The sequence below is a fragment of the Rhodococcus sp. ACT016 genome (genome assembly GCF_050477185.1).
In the GTDB taxonomy this organism is placed as follows: domain Bacteria; phylum Actinomycetota; class Actinomycetes; order Mycobacteriales; family Mycobacteriaceae; genus Prescottella.
The window spans coordinates 5633614-5652307 of record NZ_JBEAET010000001.1 but is presented as its reverse complement, the minus strand read 5'-3'; the positions used below and the strand labels follow the sequence as shown (position 1 = coordinate 5652307).

Below are 18694 nucleotides of genomic sequence, written 5' to 3'. Positions count from 1 at the left end.
TTCGGAACCTCACACAGGGATGCTCGCCGCAGCAGACGCCGGCTGCTCGCTCTTGATCAACGCGAAGAGCTCGGCGCGCGAACGGATGCCGAGTTTGCGGAAGATGCCGGTGAGATGCTTCTCCACCATGCGCTGCGAAACGTACAGTTGCGCGGCGATCTCACGGTTGCGCATGCCCTGCACCACGAGTTGGACCACCCGCCGCTCGATGTCGCTCAGCGTCCCGAGGCGAGAATCACCGGGTACCGGGTGCGCCGCGGCCTCCACCTCCATGCGGGTGGACCAACGACCACCCCTGATCCACCCGTCGGCGCCGATGCGTTCGAACAGCGCGAAGGCCGTCCGCGCCCGCTGACGGCTCTGGGCCACCTTGCCGTTCTCCCGCAGCCGGTCGGCATAGATCGCCAGGGAACGAGCCCGCTCGAGCGCGGGAACCTTGTCTTCCCGGGAACCCAGCGCCAGCTCGACCAACTCACGGGCGTCGGTGATTTCGGCGACCAGCAGCCGTCCCCGTGCCAGGATCGCCGACGTCAGAGTCGTGCGGGTGCGCTGCTGCAACCGCCCGGTCGTCACGTCCAGCATGCGGGTGGCGGCCCGCAGATCGCCGGCAAGCACGAGCGCCTCGATGAGGTCGACGTACCGTTTCGTCTTCCAGATGCAGGCATGGCGGTCGACGTGGTCGATGCTCTGCTCGAGCAGGGCGATCGCCCGCTCAGCATCCCCTTGCATCAACGCGTTCTCACCCAGGGCCGCGAGCACCCTCGCCTGCAGGCTGTCGATCTCCCCCGAAGCACCGACCGAAAGTAACTGGGCCGCAACCTGTTCGGCCTCGTCGAACCGACCCTGCAACCCAAGGATCTGCACGCGCTGAGCCAAGCGCATCGTCCGCAGGTGCGTGTGAGACGAGAAGATCGCGTCGGCCTGCTCCCAAAGATTCCTCGCTCCGACGGGATTTCCCGCAATGATCTCGCAGTCGACCTGCGCCGTGAGCAGGTACATCCGCTGGAGCGGGGTCAGGGACGGATTCGAAGCGCATTCGAACCGCGCCCGGGCCTCCTCGACCCGTCCCAGCCGGGTGAGAACGATCCCCGAACCGAGGATCTCCCGAAAGTCACGCCGGGAGAACGACTCGGCGGCGTCCGCCGCGTTGTGCAGGGACAGCGCTTCCTCGGAGTTCTCCCGGGCCAGCGCCAGGCTCATCCGCGCCAGCGTGAGCGCGTCGGCGGGGCTACCGGTCTGACCGGCGTGGATGTGCTCCGCCAGCCCGTGCAGCTCGTACACACCGTAGAACTGGTCCTGCTCGAGCTGGAAGATGATCGCCATGCCGGCCAGGTTCATCGCGGTGGCCGGTGCCTCCTCGGAGAACTCGCGTACTGCGTCGACGACCGACTCGACGTTGATGGGTCGATCGGCGAGATAACGCGCCTCGACCTTGACGAGTTCGGCTGCGGCACGGTCGCGCACGCACGCATCCGACCACACCACCTCGTCCGCGAGACTCTCCGCGTCGCTCCGGAATCCCATGTCCAGCGCAAGCCTCGCAGCAGCCAACCGCAGCGTGCTCGCACTCGCGCCCGCCGACACCGCGATCGCCTCACGCAGAACCGACAGCGCCAGCGCGCACGACGACTCACGGACCAACGCCTCGGCGGTCGCCAGGACCTGCTCCACAGCGAGGTCCGGGTCGATCGGCCGCAGCACCGAAGCGTCCGCGTCGCCGCCACGTCCGCCCCCGAGCTCGCGCTGATACCCGCGCTCGTCGACCAGGGTGTGCGCGAGCGACCGGCGCGCAGAAGTGGCGGCCCCGTACACGGCCCACCGGTCCAGCAGGTTGCCGATCCGAACCCGGTCCCCGACCCGCTCCACCTGCCGCAACGACAGCAACCCGTCCAGCTCGCGCCCGGGGTCGGCGCTGTCCGCGTTCGTCGCCACCTCGAGCAGATCCGGCACCGGTACCGACTTCGCCACCGCCAGCAGCGCCAGCAGCGTCCGCTGACTCTCGGTCGACCGGTCGTCGATCTCGGTCCACCGCGACGCACGCGAGCCACCGACCACGATCGGATAGCGGATCGACTCGATCCCCGCGATCTGCCCGTCGGTGACCGTCTCACACAGCTCCAGCAACACCCCCGGTTTGCCGCGCGAGATGCGGTGCAACTCGTCGACCAGCGCCGGCGCCGGAACCGTCCCGAGCGCCTCGGCCATCAGCGCCGACGCGGCGGCATACCCCAACGGGGGCACCGCAACCTGCGGCAACGACAGGAACGGCTCCGGCGGCTCGACACCACTGACCAGCAACAGCACGACCCGATGATTCGCCAGCCGCCGCCCCACATACGCGAGCAGCTGTTGGCAACCCTGCGCCATCCGGTCGGCATCGTCGACCAGGATCGCCAACGGCCCCTGATGGTCCGCGTGCCGCGCGATCACATCGAGCAACTGCTCGGCCCGGGCCGCCACCGTGGACTCGCCGATCTCGAACCCCGCCGCCCGCCCGCCGCCGTCGCGCAACCGACCCGACCGGCCCAGCATCGCCATCAAGCTGTAATCGACGTACTCGGACACGTTCGACGCACCGCCGATCGAGACCGTCTCGAACGACGAAGTGACGACCAACTCACCCAGCAGACGCGTACGCCCCGACCCGGCAGGCCCGGTCACCACCAACGCGGACCCCAGACCGAGCTCGGCCGCCTCGAACGCATCCTGAACCTGGCGAAGGGTGGAGATCGGCTCCGCCGCACGGCCGCGGAATCCCCCGTCGTTCATCGTTGCCGTCGTGCCCCTTCTTCAGTAATGACGATCTTGAATCGCCTATATCTAACGCTTGACCATTTGCTTCCGCCACACGGGCCACCGCGAATCGGTGGAGATCCACCGAATCAATGCGGGAACTGCGGGATACCGCACCGATCTGTACGGCATTCCGCCTCGTCGCTCCGCAAGTCCCGGCTGCGTCGAGAGTCGGGGTTGACTGTCGACGAGTGCACCGTTCCGACAGTCGGACCTCGGATCGGGAGAGCGAAAGGGGCAGCGATCTTGTCGCACCAATCCGAGCGCAGCGGGTCACGGTCGGCTCGAATCGCGGTGATCTACGGAACCCGCCCAGAAGCCATCAAGTGCGCACCACTGGTCAAGGCACTCGAGTCCCATCCCTCGCTCGACCCGACAGTGATCGTCACCGGCCAGCACACCACCTTGGTCGACCAGGTCCACGCGACGTTCGGTATCTCTGCCGACCACGATCTGAACCTCATGGAGCCGGGGCAGCCGCTGGGCCGACTGTCCGGCCGGGTCACCACCGCCACCAGCGCGGTACTCCGCGCCGAGCGCCCCGACGCAGTGGTAGTTCACGGTGACACCTCCAGTTCCACCGCGGCCGCGCTGGCCGCGTTCAGCGAGAACATCCCCGTCGTCCACCTCGAGGCCGGGCTGCGCTCGCACGACCTCCACAACCCGTTTCCGGAGGAGGGCAATCGGCGGATGACCGCGGCCGTGACGGCACTGCACCTCTGCCCCACGGACCTGGCCCGCCGCAACCTGCTCGACGAGGGTGTCACGCCCGATCGGGTCACGGTGACGGGCAACACCGTCGTCGACGCGTTGCTCACCGTGGCCTCCAGCGACATTCCGCCCGTCGACCCCGCTCTGCAGACCGCGCTGGCCAGCGGTCGACGACTGGTCCTGCTGACGCTGCATCGCCGCGAGTCGTGGGGTGCACCGATGAGCGCGATCGCGAAGTCGGTACGACGGGTCGTCGAGGCCGTGCCCGACATCGTCGTTCTGTGCCCGATGCACCCGAATCCGATGGTGCGGGAGACCCTGACGGCGAATCTGGGCGCGCACGAACGCATTCTGCTCACCGAGCCGCTCGAATACACCGACTTGGTGACAGCGCTCCGCCATTCGCATCTGGTGCTCACCGACTCCGGCGGAATCCAGGAGGAGGCACCGACTTTCGGAGTGCCGGTACTGGTGCTCCGCGACACCACCGAACGCCCCGAAGCGATCGACGCCGGATGCGCGCTGCTGGTCGGTACCCGACCGGCCACGATCTTCGGCGAGGCCTCTCGACTGCTCCTCGACGGCGATGCCTACCGAGCGATGACGACTGCCGGCAACCCGTACGGCGACGGGCGCGCAAGCGAGCGCGCCGCCGCAGCCATCGCCGAGCTGGTGAGGGTCCCGACGTTGCAGCCGGAGGCCGCGACGCTCCCCTGATACCCAATCGTGGTGGCGTGTGAGCCGATGCGTGCCCCCGCACAGTCGGTGCGGGCCCGCGCACTGTCGATGCGAGCGGCCGCATTATCGGGTCAGCGCGCCCGCGCTGGGGGCGCGCATGGGGAATCCTCCAGGGGGAGAGACCTACTCCTGTGGAGGTGGCGGGGCACCGCCCCCAGACCGACCGATCTTCTCCGATCGCGGCCGGCACACCGCGCCTCCAGGAACGCCACCGCCGGCGGCGTTCGCCCGGAGCTTACGAAGGAGCCAATGACGATGCCCCACAACGCTACTCTCGCGCCCCCCGGCGGGAAGCGAGCGCACCCGGCTACCTCGCGATTCGTTGCTGCGGTTGTCGCCGCGATCGGGCTGATGCTCTCGATCGTGCCCGCCGCGTACGCCGACACCGTCACCGCCACCATCCCTGTCGGCGCGTCTCCGGCCGTTGTGGCAATCACTCCCGACGGCACCCGCGCCTACGTCGCGAATTTCGCCGACCACAGCGTGTCGGTGATCGACACCGCCACGGGCATCGTGACCGCCACCATCCCCGTCGGCACGGCGCCGTACGCGGTGGCGATCAGCCCTGACGGCACCCGCGCCTACGTCACGAACCAAGTCAGCAACACGGTGTCGGTGATCGACACCGCCACGAACGCCGTCACCGCCACCATCCCGCTCGGCACGTTGCCGTACGCGGTGGCGATCACCCCTGACGGCACCCGCGCCTACGTCACCAACATCGCCGACCACACCGTGTCGGCGATCGACACCGTGTCGGTGATCGACACCGCCACGAACGCCGTCACCACCACCATCCCCGTCGGCACGGACGCCTACGGGGTGGCGTTCACTCCCGACGGCACCCGCGCCTACATCGCCAACTGGACGAGCAACTCCGTGTCGGTGATCGACACCGCCACGAACGCCGTCACCACCACCATCCCGGTCGCCACGAATCCGTTCGGGGTGGCGGTCAGCCCCGACGGCACCCGCGCCTACGTCACCACCGGCGGCGACAACGCGGTATCGGTGATCGACACCGCCACGGGCACCGTCACCGCCACCATCCCCGTCGGCACGTTGCCGTACGGGGTGAAGATCACCCCCGACGGCACGCGCGCCTACGTCGCAAACGGCGGCGACGGCACGGTGTCGGTGATCGACACCGCCACGGGCACGGTCGCGGCGACTGTCCCGGTCGGCGCGAACCCGTACCGGGTGGCTATCACGCCCGACGGCACCCACGTATACGTCACCAACGCCGGAGGCGGCACGGTGTCGGTGATCGCGGTCGAGAAGCCGGCCACGCCTGGTGAACTGAAGGTGACCCACACCTCCGACGCGGTCGGGCCGATCCAGGACGGCCAGGTCGTGAACTACACCGTCACGCTCACCAACACCGGTGGACAGCCGATCCCGGTCGACCGGGTGCTGGCCCTGGCCGGCGTCCTCGACGACGCCGACCTGGTGTCCGGGCCGACGAGTTCCGATGGCGCACTTGTCGTCAACGGTGCCGGTGACCTGTTCGGCATCAACGGCACGCTCGCACCAGGACAGACCGTGACAGTCGTCTACAGCGTCAGCGCCAAGCCGTACGCCGACCAGGGCGACCACAACCTCGTCGCCGTGCTTGCCGATCCGGCGAATCTGCCGGCCGGCGTTCCGGGTTCGTGCACCGGCCTCGGTGACTGCCTCGAGGTCGCGACCGCCGACACCGCCGCCGTCCCGATGGTCAACCCCGCCGTCGCGGGCGTCGCCGCAGCCGTCGTGCTTGCCGGCGGTGGCGTGTTCATGTTCGCCCGTCGCCGTAAGTCCACCACCGCCTGAGCGGCGATCGACTGACGAGTGACCTGCGGTGCGGGGTTGCGCACGATTCACGTGCGCGGCCCCGCACTGTCGTCTTACCCAGCCAGACACAGCATTCAGCTGCGTCCGATAGTCACCTCGGAGCCCCGGCCTAGTGAGATCTCACCAAACCCCGTAATTCGCCGGCGGCATCCTTCGCACCGGGTGACGTGTGAACCGATGCGTGTCCCCGCACTGTGGATGCGGACCCGCGCACTGTCGATGCGAGCGACCGCATGATCTGGCTACTACGCCCGCGCCGCGGGTGTGCATGGTGAATTCTCCAGGGGGAGAGACGCACCCCTGTGGAGATGGCGGGGCACCGCCACAGGGGCGCCCGGAACGGAGTTCCTCACTGTTTGCGCGTGCTGACTTTTCGCCGACAGCGGGCCGACCTACCTATCCGGGCGGCCCGACCGCTCTTCTTCGATCGCGCCCCGCACACCGCACCTCCAGGAACGCCGCCGACCGGCGGGGTTCACCCGGCGCTCACGAAGGAGCCAATGACGATGCCCCACACCGCCACTCTCTCATCCCCCGGCGGGAGGCGAGTGCACCCAGCTACTGGTCGCCGTCGGCGCACAACCTCGCGGTTCGCTGCTGTGGTCGTGGCGGCGATCGGACTGATGCTGTCGATCGTGCCCGCCGCGTTCGCCGACATCCCCGACACCGTCATTGCCACCATCCCCGTCGGCGCGCAGCCGCACGGTGTGGCGTTCACCCCCGACGGCACCCACGCCTACGTCACCAACCACACCAGCAATACGGTGTCGGTGATCGACACTGCCACGGGCACGGTCACCGCCACCATCTCTGTCGGCACTGCGCCGTACGGAGTGGCGATCGCCCCTGACGGCACCCGCGCCTACGTCACCACCGGCGGCGACAACACGGTGTCGGTGATCGACACCGCCACGGGCACCGTCACCGCCACCATCCCCGTCGGCGCTCAGCCGGACACGGTGACGTTCACCCCCGACGGCACACACGCCTACGTCGCCAACCATCTCGACGGCACCGTGTCGGTGATCGACATCGCCACGGGCGCGGTCACTGCGACCATCCCCGTCGGCGCGTATCCGTTCGGAGTGGCGTTCACCCCCGACGGCGCCCGCGCCTACGTCGCCAACCAGATGGAAGACACGGCGTCGGTGATCGACACCGCCACGGGCACCGTCATCGCCACCATCCCCCTCGGCGAGCAGCCGCACGGGGTGGCGTTCAACGGCACCCACGTCTACATCACCAACGCCGCCGGCAACACGGTGTCGGTGATCGACCCCGCCACCAACGCCGTCACTGCGACCATCACCGTCGGCCCGAATCCGTACGCGATCGTGTTCACCCCCGACGGCACCCACGCATACGTCGCCACCGGCGGCGACAGCGGCCACGACGGCACGGTGTCGGTGATCGACATCGCCACGGGCACCGTCACCGCCACCATCCCCGTCGGCGGGCAGCCGGCCGCGATGGCGATCACCCCCGACGGCACCCAGATCTACGTCACCCTCTCCGACGGCAGCACGGTGTCGGTGATCGGGACCGAGAAGGCACCGAATCCCGGTGCGCTGCAGGTGACCCACACGTCGGACGCGGCCGGGCCGCTCCAGGACGGTCAGGTCGTGAACTACACCGTCACGCTGACCAACACCGGTGGACAGCCGATCGCCGTCGACCGGGCGCTGGCCCTGGCGGGCGTCCTCGACGACGCCGACCTGGTGTCCGGCCCGACGAGTTCCGATGGCGCGCTTGTTGTCAACGGTGCCGGTGACTTGTTCGGCATCAACGGCACTCTCGCACCGGGGCAGACGGTGACGGTGGTCTACAGCGTCGTCACCAAGCCGTACGCGGAGCAGGGCGACCACAACCTGGTGGCCGTGCTTGCCGATCCGGCGAATCTGCCTGCCGGCATTCCGGGTTCGTGCACCGGCCTCGGTGACTGCCTCGAGGTCGAGACCGCCGAAACCGCCGCCGTCCCGATGGTCAACCCCGCCGTCGCGGGCGTCGTCGCAGCCGCAGTGCTCGCCGGCGGTGGCGTGTTCATGTTCGCCCGCCGCCGTAGGTCCACCACCGCCTGAGCGATGGTCGACCGGCAATAACGAGTGACCAGCGGTGCGGGGTCGTGCACGATTCACGTGTGCGGCCCCGCACCGTCGCCTTACCCAGCCGGGCATGGCATTTCGCTTCGACGCAGGTCTGTCGATGACGATCGCCGATCGTCGTAAATCTTCCGGTATGCCGTGACCGCACGAGCGGGCCGCGCCCGGCGGCGTCCTTCGCACCGGCTGTCTGGCGAGTGATGCGTTCCCCCGCACTGTCGGTGCGGGCCCGCGCACAGTCGATGCGAGCGGCCGCATTATCGGTCTACGACGCCAGCGCTGCGGGCGTGCATGAGGAATCCTCCAGTGGGAGACCCACCCCTGTGGAGATGGCGGGGCACCGCCACAGGGGGGCATCCGGACGGAATACCACGCTGTTGCCGGTGCTGACTTTGCGCCGAGGGCTGGCAGACCGACCGATCTTCTCCGATCGCGCCCCGCACACCGCACCACCAGGAACGCCGCCGCCCGGCGGCGTTCACCCCGGCGCTCACGAAGGAGCCAATTACGATGCCCCCCAACGCCACTCTCTCATCCCCCAGTGGGGGGCGAGCGCACCCGGCCACAGGTCGCCGTCGGCACCTAACGTCGCGGTTCGTTGCTGCGGTCGTCGCGGCGATCGGGATGATGCTGTCGGTCATGCCCGCCGCTCATGCCGACACCGCCGACACCGTCATTGCCACCATCGGCGTCGGCGCACGGCCGTTCGGGATGGCGATCACCCCCGACGGCACCCGCGCCTACGTCGCCAACCTCGGCGACGACTCGGTCTCGGTGATCGACACCGCCACGGGCACCGTCACCGCCACCATCCCTGTCGGCGCGGGTCCATACGGGGTGACGATCACTCCCAACGGCGCCCACGCCTACGTCACCAACACCGTCAGCAACACGGTGTCGGTGATCGACACCGCCACGTACGCCGTCACCGCCACGATCCCCGTCGGCGATCGGCCGTACGGAGTGGCGTTCACCCCCAACGGCGCCCGCGCCTACGTCGCCAATTGGGTGGGCTTCACGGTGTCGGTGATCGACACCGCCACGGGCACCGTCACCGCCACCATCCCCGCCGAGTCGGGTCCGTTCGGGGTGGCGATGACCCCCGACGGCACGCGCGCCTACGTCACCAACACCGGCGGCGACACGGTGTCGGTGATCGACACCGCCACCAACACCATCGTCGCCACCATCCCTGTCGGTGCTGCGCCGTACGACGTGGCGATCAACCCCGCGGGCACGCGCGCCTACGTCGCCAACCAGAACAGCAACACGGTGTCGGTGATCGACACCGCTACGGGCACCGTGATCGCCACCATTCCCGTCGGTGCTGCGCCCGACGGGTTGAAGATCACCGCCGACGGAACCCGCGCCTACGTCGCCAACACCGGCGGCAGCACGGTGTCGGTGATCGACACCGCCACCAACGCCGTCACCGCCACCATCCCCGTCGGCGCGAATCCGTACGGGATCGCGTTCGCCCCCGACGGCACCAAGACCTACGTCACCAACAGCGGCAACGACACCGTGTCCGTGATCGGGATGCCCCCGCTCCCCGGCAAGCTGCAGGTCACGCACACCTCCGACGCGGCCGGGCCGCTCCAGGACGGTCAGGTCGTGAACTACACCGTCACGCTGACCAACACCGGTGGACAGCCGATCGCCGTCGACCGGGCGCTGGCCCTGGCGGGCGTCCTCGACGACGCCGACCTGGTGTCCGGCCCGACGAGTTCCGATGGCGCGCTTGTTGTCAACGGTGCCGGTGACTTGTTCGGCATCAACGGAACGCTCGCACCAGGACAGACCGTGACAGTCGTCTATAGCGTCGTCACCAAGCCGTACGCCGACCAGGGCGACCACAACCTCGTCGCCGTGCTTGCCGATCCGGCGAATCTGCCGGCCGGCGTTCCGGGTTCGTGCACCGGCCTCGGTGACTGCCTCGAGGTCGCGACCGCCGACACCGCCGCCGTGCCGATGGTCAACGCCGCCGTCGCGGGCGTCGTCGCGGCCGCCGTGCTCGCCGGCGGTGGCGTCTACATGTTCACCCGTCGCCGGAAGTCCACCACCGCCTGAGCGATGGTCGACGAGCAATAACGCTTGACACCGATGCGGGGTCGCGCACGGATCACGTGCGCGACCCCACACCTGTCGGCGCCGACAGGTGACAGCGCTCCGGGCGGAATCCAAGAGAAGGCATCGACTTTCGGAGTACCGGCACTGGCACTCCGCGACACCCCGAACGAGGCGGCACCGCGTGCGGTGCCGCGCACAGTCCATGCGGGACAGCGCATGATCCGGTTGCCCACCCGTTCTAGACCTTTTGTGTGCGCCACCCTCCAGGGGGAGAGACCCATCCCTGTCGCGGTGGCGGGGCACCGTCACCGGGGGGGGGCGTCCAGAATGGAGTGAAGGTGAGCAAGACTTCGTTGAGACGAAGTGCCGCGCGTCTGGCACTGGCCGCAGCAGCGGCCGCAGCCGTGACGGTGACGGTGGCGCCGGCGGGGGCTAGCGCAGACCCGCTGGTGACACAGCCGGGAGAGCTGGTCGTCAATGGTGGCGCCGAGCAGGGGACCACCGGGTGGAGTGGCACCGCCAACCTCAAGGCAATGCCGTATGTGGCAACCGGATATCCCGTCGCCAAGCTGGTCGGCCCCTCCGGCGCGATCGGTACGTTCGACAGTGGCACGTACGCGCTGAACGTCAACGCGCAGGCATCGGAGGACGCCAGCCAGGTCATCGACCTCACGCCGTCGGCCGCGAGCATCGACGCCGGCAAGGTGACCGCGCACATGTCCGCGTACCTCGGCGGCATGGATGTCCAGAACGACCGGGGTGGTGTGACCTATGAGTTCCTGGGCGTAGGCGGACAGACCCTCGGGACGCAGGTGCTTGCCGCGCCGATGGCCAGCGATCGCGGAAACGTTTCCGGGGCCGTGTTCCGGGAAGCCACCGCCACGCTTCCGGTGGGCACGCGCTCGGTGAAGGTCATCGCCCAGTTCACTGTCGAGTACGGCGTCAACAACGGCTTCGTCGACAACGTCTCGCTGACGCTCGATGCACCGCCCAGCGAGCTGACGGTGACCCACACGTCGGACGCTGCCGGACCGATCCTCGACGGCCAGGTCGTCAACTACACCGTCACGCTGACCAACACCGGTGGACAGCCGATCGCCGTCGACCGGGCGCTGGCCCTGGCGGGCGTCCTCGACGACGCCGACCTGGTGTCCGGCCCGACGAGTTCCGATGGCGCGCTTGTTGTCAACGGTGCCGGTGACTTGTTCGGCATCAACGGAACGCTCGCACCAGGACAGACCGTGACAGTCGTCTATAGCGTCGTCACCAAGCCGTACGCCGACCAGGGCGACCACAACCTCGTCGCCGTGCTTGCCGATCCGGCGAATCTGCCGGCCGGCGTTCCGGGTTCGTGCACCGGCCTCGGTGACTGCCTCGAGGTCGCGACCGCCGACACCGCCGCCGTGCCGATGGTCAACGCCGCCGTCGCGGGCGTCGTCGCGGCCGCCGTGCTCGCCGGCGGTGGCGTCTACATGTTCACCCGTCGCCGGAAGTCCACCACCGCCTGAGCGATGGTCGACGAGCAATAACGCTTGACACCGATGCGGGGTCGCGCACGGATCACGTGCGCGACCCCACACCTGTCGGCGCCGACAGGTGACAGCGCTCCGGGCGGAATCCAAGAGAAGGCATCGACTTTCGGAGTACCGGCACTGGCACTCCGCGACACCCCGAACGAGGCGGCACCGCGTGCGGTGCCGCGCACAGTCCATGCGGGACAGCGCATGATCCGGTTGCCCACCCGTTCTAGACCTTTTGTGTGCGCCACCCTCCAGGGGGAGAGACCCATCCCTGTCGCGGTGGCGGGGCACCGTCACCGGGGGGCGTCCAGAATGGAGTGAAGGTGAGCAAGACTTCGTTGAGACGAAGTGCCGCGCGTCTGGCACTGGCCGCAGCAGCGGCCGCAGCCGTGACGGTGACGGTGGCGCCGGCGGGGGCTAGCGCAGACCCGCTGGTGACACAGCCGGGAGAGCTGGTCGTCAACGGTGGTGGTGAGGACGGCACCACGGGTTGGACGGGCAGAAACTTCCTTCCTATCCCGTATACGGCAGGGGGATATCCCGCCAATACCCTGGTCGGCCCGACCGGCGCGCTCGGCACGTTCAACGGTGGTACGTACGCGCTGCACGCCGATACGCGGGCATCGGAGGACGCCAGCCAGCTGGTGGACCTCACGCCGTCCGCCGCGAGCATCGACACTGGCAAGGTAACGGCGAAGATGTCGGCGCACGTCGGCGGCTTCGGCACCCAGAACGACCGGGGCGGCGTCACCTACCAGTTCCTCGGCACGGACGGAAACATCCTTGCGACACAGGTGCTCCCCGCGCCGATGGCCCGCGAGCGCGGAAACGTTTCCGGGTCCGTGTTCCGGGAAGCTACCGTCGCTGTTCCGGTGGGGACGCGATCGGTGAATGTCGTCGCCCAATTCATCGTGGACTTCGGCAGCAACGAGGCCGTCGTCGACAACGTCTCGCTGACGCTCGATGCCGCGCCGAGTCAGCTGCAGGTGACGCACACCTCGGACGCTGCCGGACCGATCCAGGACGGCCAAGTGGTGAACTACACCGTCACGCTGACCAACAGCGGTGGACAGCCGGTCACCGTCGATCGCGCGCTGGCGCTCGCAGGTGTCCTCGACGACGCCGACCTGGTGTCCGGGCCGACGAGTTCCGATGGCGCACTTGTCGTCAGTGGTGCCGGTGACCTGTTCGGCATCAACGGAACGCTTGCACCGGGGCAGACCGTGACGGTGGTCTACAGCGTCGTCGCCAAGCCGTACGCCGAGCAGGGCGACCACAACCTGGTCTCCGTGCTCGCCGACCCGGCGAATCTGCCGGCCGGCGTCCCCGGCTCGTGCGCCGGCGCCGGCGACTGCCTCGAGGTCGCGACCGCCGACACCGCCGCGGTTCCGCTCGTGAACCCCGCCGTCGCGGGTGTCGCCGCGGCCGTCGTGCTCGCCGGTGGCGGTGCGTTCATGTTCACCCGCCGTCGTAAGGCCACCACTGCCTGAGTAGCGGCAGACCAGCAGTAACGCTTGACGCCGGTGCAGGGTCGTGCACGTTCACGTGCGCGACCCCGCACCTGTCTACAGCTCGTCTACCGGTAGCCCAGTTCCGCCGCGGTCTGCCTCGCGGCGTCGGTGACCGGGACCGCGTAGGCCGCCGTGCCGTACGCGCAGATCTCCGACCAGTTGCCGCCGAGGTCGGACGTCTCGAATCGCATTGCGACAATGACGTTTCCGCCACGCTGCGCGGCCTCGTTGATCAGCCTCCCCATCGCCTCGTTGCGGCTCTCGGTGAGATTCTTGGTCATTCCCTGCAGTTCGCCGCCGACGAGGGACTTGAGGCCGGCACCGATCTGCGAACCGATGTTCCGAGACCGAACGGTCAACCCGAACACCTCACCGATCACACGTTGGATCTCCCACCCGGGAATGTCGTTCGTTGTCACAACAAGCATGTCCGTCAGGCTATTTGAGACCCCAGCCATTTGTCTCATCGGTCTTCCTTCCCTGCCTGGACGGTCCACCGACATCCGGGGAACGCAGCCGTCGTCCGGATAGCGCACCGAGGCGCATTACGTACCGTCCGGACTCTGGTGCGACAACCGAGGCAAGGGTTCAATTACCTGATACGCCATGTGGATGGGACTCACCGGGCGAAAGGTAGCGAACGATGTCCATCGCGTCGGACACACTCCGGGTGCAGGCAGAGGATGACACCCGCCTCACCGACTGGGAGCAGGTCTCGAGCGTCGTCGCCGACGCCTACTTCCCGCATCGGCTGATCCCACTCTCGTCGGCAGGCCCCGAGTCGGCCACACTCGAGAACGCGGGCATCGGTCCGGTTCGCATCGCCCGGATCGACTGGGGTGCAGAGGTCTCCGTCCGTTCCGAGCATCCGGGCGCCGTCGCGGTGAACATCCCGCTGTCCGGTCGCCTCGAATCGCGGACCGGCCGGCACGAGATCTCGTCGGCTCCGGGCACCGCGACGATCTGCCCGCCCGACGTGCTCACGACCTTCCCCCGCTGGGGCGCCTCGTGCGCGATCCTCGGAGTGCGCATCGACCGCACCTATCTCGAGCAGGAGGCGAGCCGGGCGCTCGGCCGCGCCGGCATCCGGCTGCCGTTGCAGCTCGACCTCTCCACGCCGGTCGGCGCCAGTTGGCTGCGATTCGTGAACTCTCTGTCGGAGCAGATGCGCGATCCCCACTCCGTGCTCCGCAACGAGCTCGTCTCGGCGCAACTACTCAGCGCCGTGACGACCGGATTCGTTCTGGCCGCCGTCCCGGAGGACGTGCCGGGGTCGGCCGAGGCCCGCCCCCGAATCATCAAGCGCGTCATCGACGCGATCCACGACGACCCCGCCCACGCCTGGACAGTTCTGGAGATGGCGGAACGGGCCGGGGTCGGTGTCCGCCGCCTCCAGGACGGCTTCCGCCGATATGTGGGGCGGAGCCCGACCGAGTACCTGGCCGACGTTCGGCTCGGGCGAGTCCGCGAGGACCTCTCGAACGCCGGGCCCGACGACACCGTCGGCGCGATCGCACTGCGATGGGGGTTCGCACACACCGGCCGGTTCGCGGCGACCTACCGCGACCGGTTCGGAACCTCCCCCTCCGCCGTGCTCCGCAGCGCCTGATCCGCCTGTCCCCCACCGATTCGATCGAAGGAATTCCCGTGATCTTCCCGCTCCGGTTCCACCCGACGGCGACTCCCGCCACGGCGGTGTGCGCGCTCATGGAGATTGCCGGCACTCCACTCGTGCTGGAGGGCCACGTCCACGACGACGCCGGGCGCGGCCTACGCGGTGCGACCGTCCTCGTTCGGCACAGCGACGGCTCGGGGACCGTCCGCTGCGGGACCCGACTCGCCGCCGCGTGCGCATCCGACGACGAGGGCCGGTTCGCCGTGACGACGGTGCAGCCCGCGCCCTACCAGATCCGCACCGACGGGCCGGCCGGTTGGTTCGTCGCGCACGAGGGGTGGCACCCGTGGCGACCGGGGCACCTGCACGTGACCGTCAAGGCACCGGACATGCGGACCGTGACCGCGCGGCTGTACTTCCGGCGGGACGACTGGATCCGGCACGACGCCCCGGCCTGGGCGATCCTGGATCCGTGCCCGGGGGCCGACGACGTCGACCGCGCCGTTCACGACTTCACGCTCGCACCCGCAGGTCAGCGGACGTCGACGTACTCCGCGTACCCGACGCCCTCGATCGCGTCGCCGCCGAACGTGCCGGTGTAGCGGAAGCTGCCCACGAATCCGGCGCCGAGCCCGTAGGCCCAGTCGCCGGCCGCCTCGCACTCGAGCAGCAGCACCTCGCAACCCGTCTCGTCGACCAGGCGCCAGCGGTACCGGTCGGGGACGGACATGATCCGACCGTCCGGGGTGCGCAGTCGGCGGTCGGCGTAGCGGTCGACCGTGAAGGTGCAGCCCGCCGTGTAGCCGTGGCTGCCGCCGTCGACGGTCCGCACGTAGGCGGTGCGGATCACCGGGGTCCCGAACGGGCCGCTCACATGGGTGAGGAGCACCTGGGTGTGGTCGTCGACATCGACGATCTGATAGGTGAAGACCTGCGCCGGCAGCTCGAGCCGCGAGGCGATCGGCGACGGCAGCACACTGTGCGGTCCTGCGCCACGGGCATATTCGAGTGCACACAGCCCCGAGACCGCCGTCTCGCCGACGACGCCGTCGTACTCGCACAGCAGACTCCAGTGCCGGTACAGCCCCGGGATGTCGAAGAACCGGGTGATGGTACCGGTCGCGCGCAGGCTCAGCTCGACGCCCACCTCGGGGTGGCGTCGAGTGACCGCGAACGTCGGGTAGCTGCCGTCGATCGTGATGTCGTCGCCGAACCGGAGTCGAGAGCCGTCGTCGGCGAAGTCGCAGTCGCGGTCGGTGCTGTAGTGCAGGAACTGGCCGTGCGTCATCGCGGCCGTCGACGACACCACCGTCGTGGTGTCCCGCGGGCCGGTCGCGATGACGTGATCGTTCGCGAACACCGTGACCTCGGGCGTGCCCACGATCGCCATGATCCCGAAATACCGATACGGTTCAGGAAGATTCGGCACCATCACGCCGTAGTGCGCCCAGTTGAACCAGCGGCCGGTGGGTGGCCGCATCGACGGCGGCGCCGACAGCGGCCGCTCCGGACCGGAGCCGACGCGGTTGACGGCACGCACGACCAGCTCGGCCAACGACCGCGTCGTCATCTACCCGTCGATCTGTCGCGCGCCCAGGACCTCGACGAGCATTTCGCCGGCCAACTCGTCGGGATCGCGGCGGCTCGCCTGGTCGACGGGAACGGCGGCCTCCGCCATCATCTCCTCCTCGTCCTCCGGCGTGCTCGGAGGCGGTGGAGCGTCGTCGTAGTAGTCGGCGGGCGGCGGGCCCGGATCGTCCGGGTAATCGGGCGCCTCGGGCGGCGGGATGTCGTCGAGGTCCGACGAGGACGGGCGCGGCGCCGCCTGCGCGGGCGCCGCCGCAGCGGCACGACCCTGACTCGGACGCGAGAAACGCGGCGCGGCAGGCGCTTTCGCCTGAGTCTGCTGGGCCCGTGCCGGCGCGGCGGCCGGCGCCGCAGCACCGTGCTCGCACGTGACCTCCCAGTCGCCCCCGAACACGTCGTGCAGGGCGGCCCGGATAACGTCGCTGTTGCGGGGTTCCACCAGTCGCTTCGCGAGCGGGGCGGAATCGTGACCGAGGACCACGCGTGCGCCGTCGACGGACCGCACCGTGGCACCCGACAGCATCACCTCGACCGTGCGGCTGCGCTCACGCACCTTCGCCCGCACCTCCGACCACACGGCGCGGAGCGCGGCCGCGTCGGGACGGTCAGACGAAACCTGCTGCACCGGAGCGGGTTCCGGCTCCGCCTGCCGAACCGGCTCGGGCAAACGCACGGGCTCGGGCTGCGGAACCGGCGCGGGCTCCGGTGCGCGCTCGACTGGTTGCGGCGCCACCTCGGGGGCGGGCCGCGGCGTCTCGACGGGACGCGGGGCGGCCACCGGTTCGGGTGGTCGCGGGGCCTCGGCCTGCGGCGCGGGGACCGGTTCCGGAACGGGCGCCGGTGCAGGTGCCGGTGCCGGTGCCGGTGCCGGTGCCGCAGCGGGTGCGGGTGCCGCAGCGGGTGCGGGTTCGGGCCGGGTCGCCTCCTGTGCGGCCGCGGCGGGCTCAGCCTCGCGACGCTGCGACGGACGCTGGTAGACGGGACCGGACGTCGATGGTTCGACGGCCGCCGGACGCGGCGCCGACACCGGCGCGGCCGGGGCGGCGCCGGACACCGCCGTCGGCACCACGACACCCTGCTCGATGCGCTCGAGTCGTTGCAGCACAGCGGATTCCGCATCCGTCGCGGACGGGAGCAGCATCCGCGCGCACATCACCTCGAGCAGCAGACGCGGCGCCGTGGCACCGCGCATCTCGCCGAGACCGGCGTGCACCAACTCGGCGTAGCGGGCCAGCGTGGCCGGGCCGATCCGTTCGGCCTCCTCGCGCATGCGGTCGAGCACGTCGCCGGGGGCGTCGACGAGTCCGCGCTCGGCGGCGTCGGGAACCGCGCGCATGAGGATCAGGTCACGCAGGCGTTCGAGCAGGTCGACGGCGAAGCGGCGCGGGTCGTGGCCGGCGTCCATCACCTTGTCGACGGTGCCGAACAGCGCGGCGCCGTCGGCCGCGGCCAGCGCGTCGACGGCCTCGTCGATGAGCGCGACGTCGGTGACGCCGAGCAGCGCGAGCGCCCGTGAATACCGGACGCCCTCGTCGCCGGCGCCGGCGAGGAGCTGGTCGAGCACGCTCAGCGAGTCACGCGGCGAGCCCCCACCGGCGCGGATGACGAGCGGGTACACCGCGTCCTCGACCGCCACGTGCTCCTGCGCGCAGATCTTCTCGAGCAGCCCGCGCATGGTCGACGGCGCGAGCAACCGGAACGGGTAGTGGTGCGTACGCGACCGGATGGTCGGCAGCACCTTCTCCGGCTCGGTGGTCGCGAAGATGAAGATGAGGTGCTCCGGCGGCTCCTCGACGATCTTGAGCAGCGCGTTGAAGCCCGCGGTGGTGACCATGTGGGCCTCGTCGACGATGAACACCCGGTACCGCGACTCGGCCGGCGCGTAGAACGCGCGGTCGCGCAGCTCGCGGGTGTCCTCGACGCCGCCGTGGCTGGCCGCATCGAGCTCGATGACGTCGAGGTTGCCGGGGCCGCCGGGCCCGAGCGCGATGCACGACGAGCACTCGCCGCACGGCGTGGACGTGGGCCCCTGCACGCAGTTGAGCGACCGCGCCAGGATGCGGGCCGACGACGTCTTGCCGCAGCCGCGCGGACCCGAGAACAGGTAGGCGTGGTTGATGCGTCCGGCGTCGAGTGCGGTGCTCAGGGGCTCGGTGACGTGCTCCTGACCCACGACCTCCGCGAACGAAGCTGGTCGATATTTCCGGTACAGGGCCACGG

General features: G+C 69.5%; 12 protein-coding genes. 8 read left to right on the top strand and 4 right to left on the bottom strand.

Annotated elements, in window-relative coordinates; all coding sequences use genetic code 11:
* Window positions 1-9: 9 nt before the first annotated feature.
* Window positions 10-2769: a LuxR C-terminal-related transcriptional regulator gene (locus tag ACQ5DX_RS25870; protein ID WP_430335317.1), complete on the bottom strand. Its 2760-nt coding sequence runs from the start codon at window positions 2767-2769 to the stop codon at window positions 10-12.
* 270 nt (window positions 2770-3039) lie between these two features.
* Between ACQ5DX_RS25870 and wecB the strand changes: the two genes are divergently transcribed.
* From wecB to ACQ5DX_RS25840, 6 genes are all read left to right on the top strand, one after another.
* Window positions 3040-4221: a non-hydrolyzing UDP-N-acetylglucosamine 2-epimerase gene (gene wecB, locus ACQ5DX_RS25865; RefSeq protein ID WP_430335316.1), complete on the top strand. Its 1182-nt coding sequence runs from the start codon at window positions 3040-3042 to the stop codon at window positions 4219-4221.
* Between the two features lie 276 nt (window positions 4222-4497).
* On the top strand, window positions 4498-6051 hold the full coding sequence (locus tag ACQ5DX_RS25860) for a beta-propeller fold lactonase family protein (RefSeq protein ID WP_430335315.1): 1554 nt from the start codon (window positions 4498-4500) through the stop codon (window positions 6049-6051).
* Between the two features lie 626 nt (window positions 6052-6677).
* A complete protein-coding gene (locus ACQ5DX_RS25855; RefSeq protein WP_430335314.1) occupies window positions 6678-8150 on the top strand; it encodes a beta-propeller fold lactonase family protein in 1473 nt (490 codons plus the stop codon).
* Between the two features lie 531 nt (window positions 8151-8681).
* Window positions 8682-10241: a beta-propeller fold lactonase family protein gene (locus tag ACQ5DX_RS25850; protein WP_430335313.1), complete on the top strand. Its 1560-nt coding sequence runs from the start codon at window positions 8682-8684 to the stop codon at window positions 10239-10241.
* A gap of 338 nt (window positions 10242-10579) precedes the next feature.
* Window positions 10580-11749 carry a hypothetical protein gene (locus ACQ5DX_RS25845; RefSeq protein ID WP_430335312.1) on the top strand — a complete coding sequence of 390 codons (1170 nt, stop codon included), beginning with the start codon at window positions 10580-10582 and terminating at the stop codon, window positions 11747-11749.
* Between the two features lie 335 nt (window positions 11750-12084).
* Window positions 12085-13251 (top strand): hypothetical protein, encoded by a 1167-nt coding sequence (locus ACQ5DX_RS25840; RefSeq protein WP_430335311.1) that lies wholly within the window; start codon window positions 12085-12087, stop codon window positions 13249-13251.
* 86 nt (window positions 13252-13337) lie between these two features.
* On the opposite strand, the gene ACQ5DX_RS25835 is transcribed toward ACQ5DX_RS25840, so the two are convergent.
* Window positions 13338-13700, bottom strand: a complete 363-nt coding sequence (locus ACQ5DX_RS25835; protein WP_127917123.1) for a YbjQ family protein — start codon at window positions 13698-13700, stop codon at window positions 13338-13340.
* 215 nt (window positions 13701-13915) lie between these two features.
* On the opposite strand from ACQ5DX_RS25835, the gene ACQ5DX_RS25830 reads away from it, so the two are divergent.
* Both ACQ5DX_RS25830 and ACQ5DX_RS25825 read left to right on the top strand, forming a co-directional pair.
* Window positions 13916-14881 (top strand): AraC family transcriptional regulator, encoded by a 966-nt coding sequence (locus ACQ5DX_RS25830; RefSeq protein WP_430335310.1) that lies wholly within the window; start codon window positions 13916-13918, stop codon window positions 14879-14881.
* Between the two features lie 38 nt (window positions 14882-14919).
* On the top strand, window positions 14920-15489 hold the full coding sequence (locus tag ACQ5DX_RS25825; protein WP_430335309.1) for a carboxypeptidase regulatory-like domain-containing protein: 570 nt from the start codon (window positions 14920-14922) through the stop codon (window positions 15487-15489).
* On the opposite strand, the gene ACQ5DX_RS25820 is transcribed toward ACQ5DX_RS25825, so the two are convergent.
* Both ACQ5DX_RS25820 and ACQ5DX_RS25815 read right to left on the bottom strand, forming a co-directional pair.
* A complete protein-coding gene (locus ACQ5DX_RS25820; RefSeq protein WP_430335308.1) occupies window positions 15420-16457 on the bottom strand; it encodes a DUF6670 family protein in 1038 nt (345 codons plus the stop codon). The two genes, ACQ5DX_RS25825 and ACQ5DX_RS25820, sit on opposite strands and share 70 nt — an antisense overlap.
* Window positions 16458-18692: a DNA polymerase III subunit gamma and tau gene (locus ACQ5DX_RS25815; protein ID WP_430335307.1), complete on the bottom strand. Its 2235-nt coding sequence runs from the start codon at window positions 18690-18692 to the stop codon at window positions 16458-16460. It abuts the gene before it with no gap.
* Between the last annotated feature and the right edge of the window lie 2 nt (window positions 18693-18694).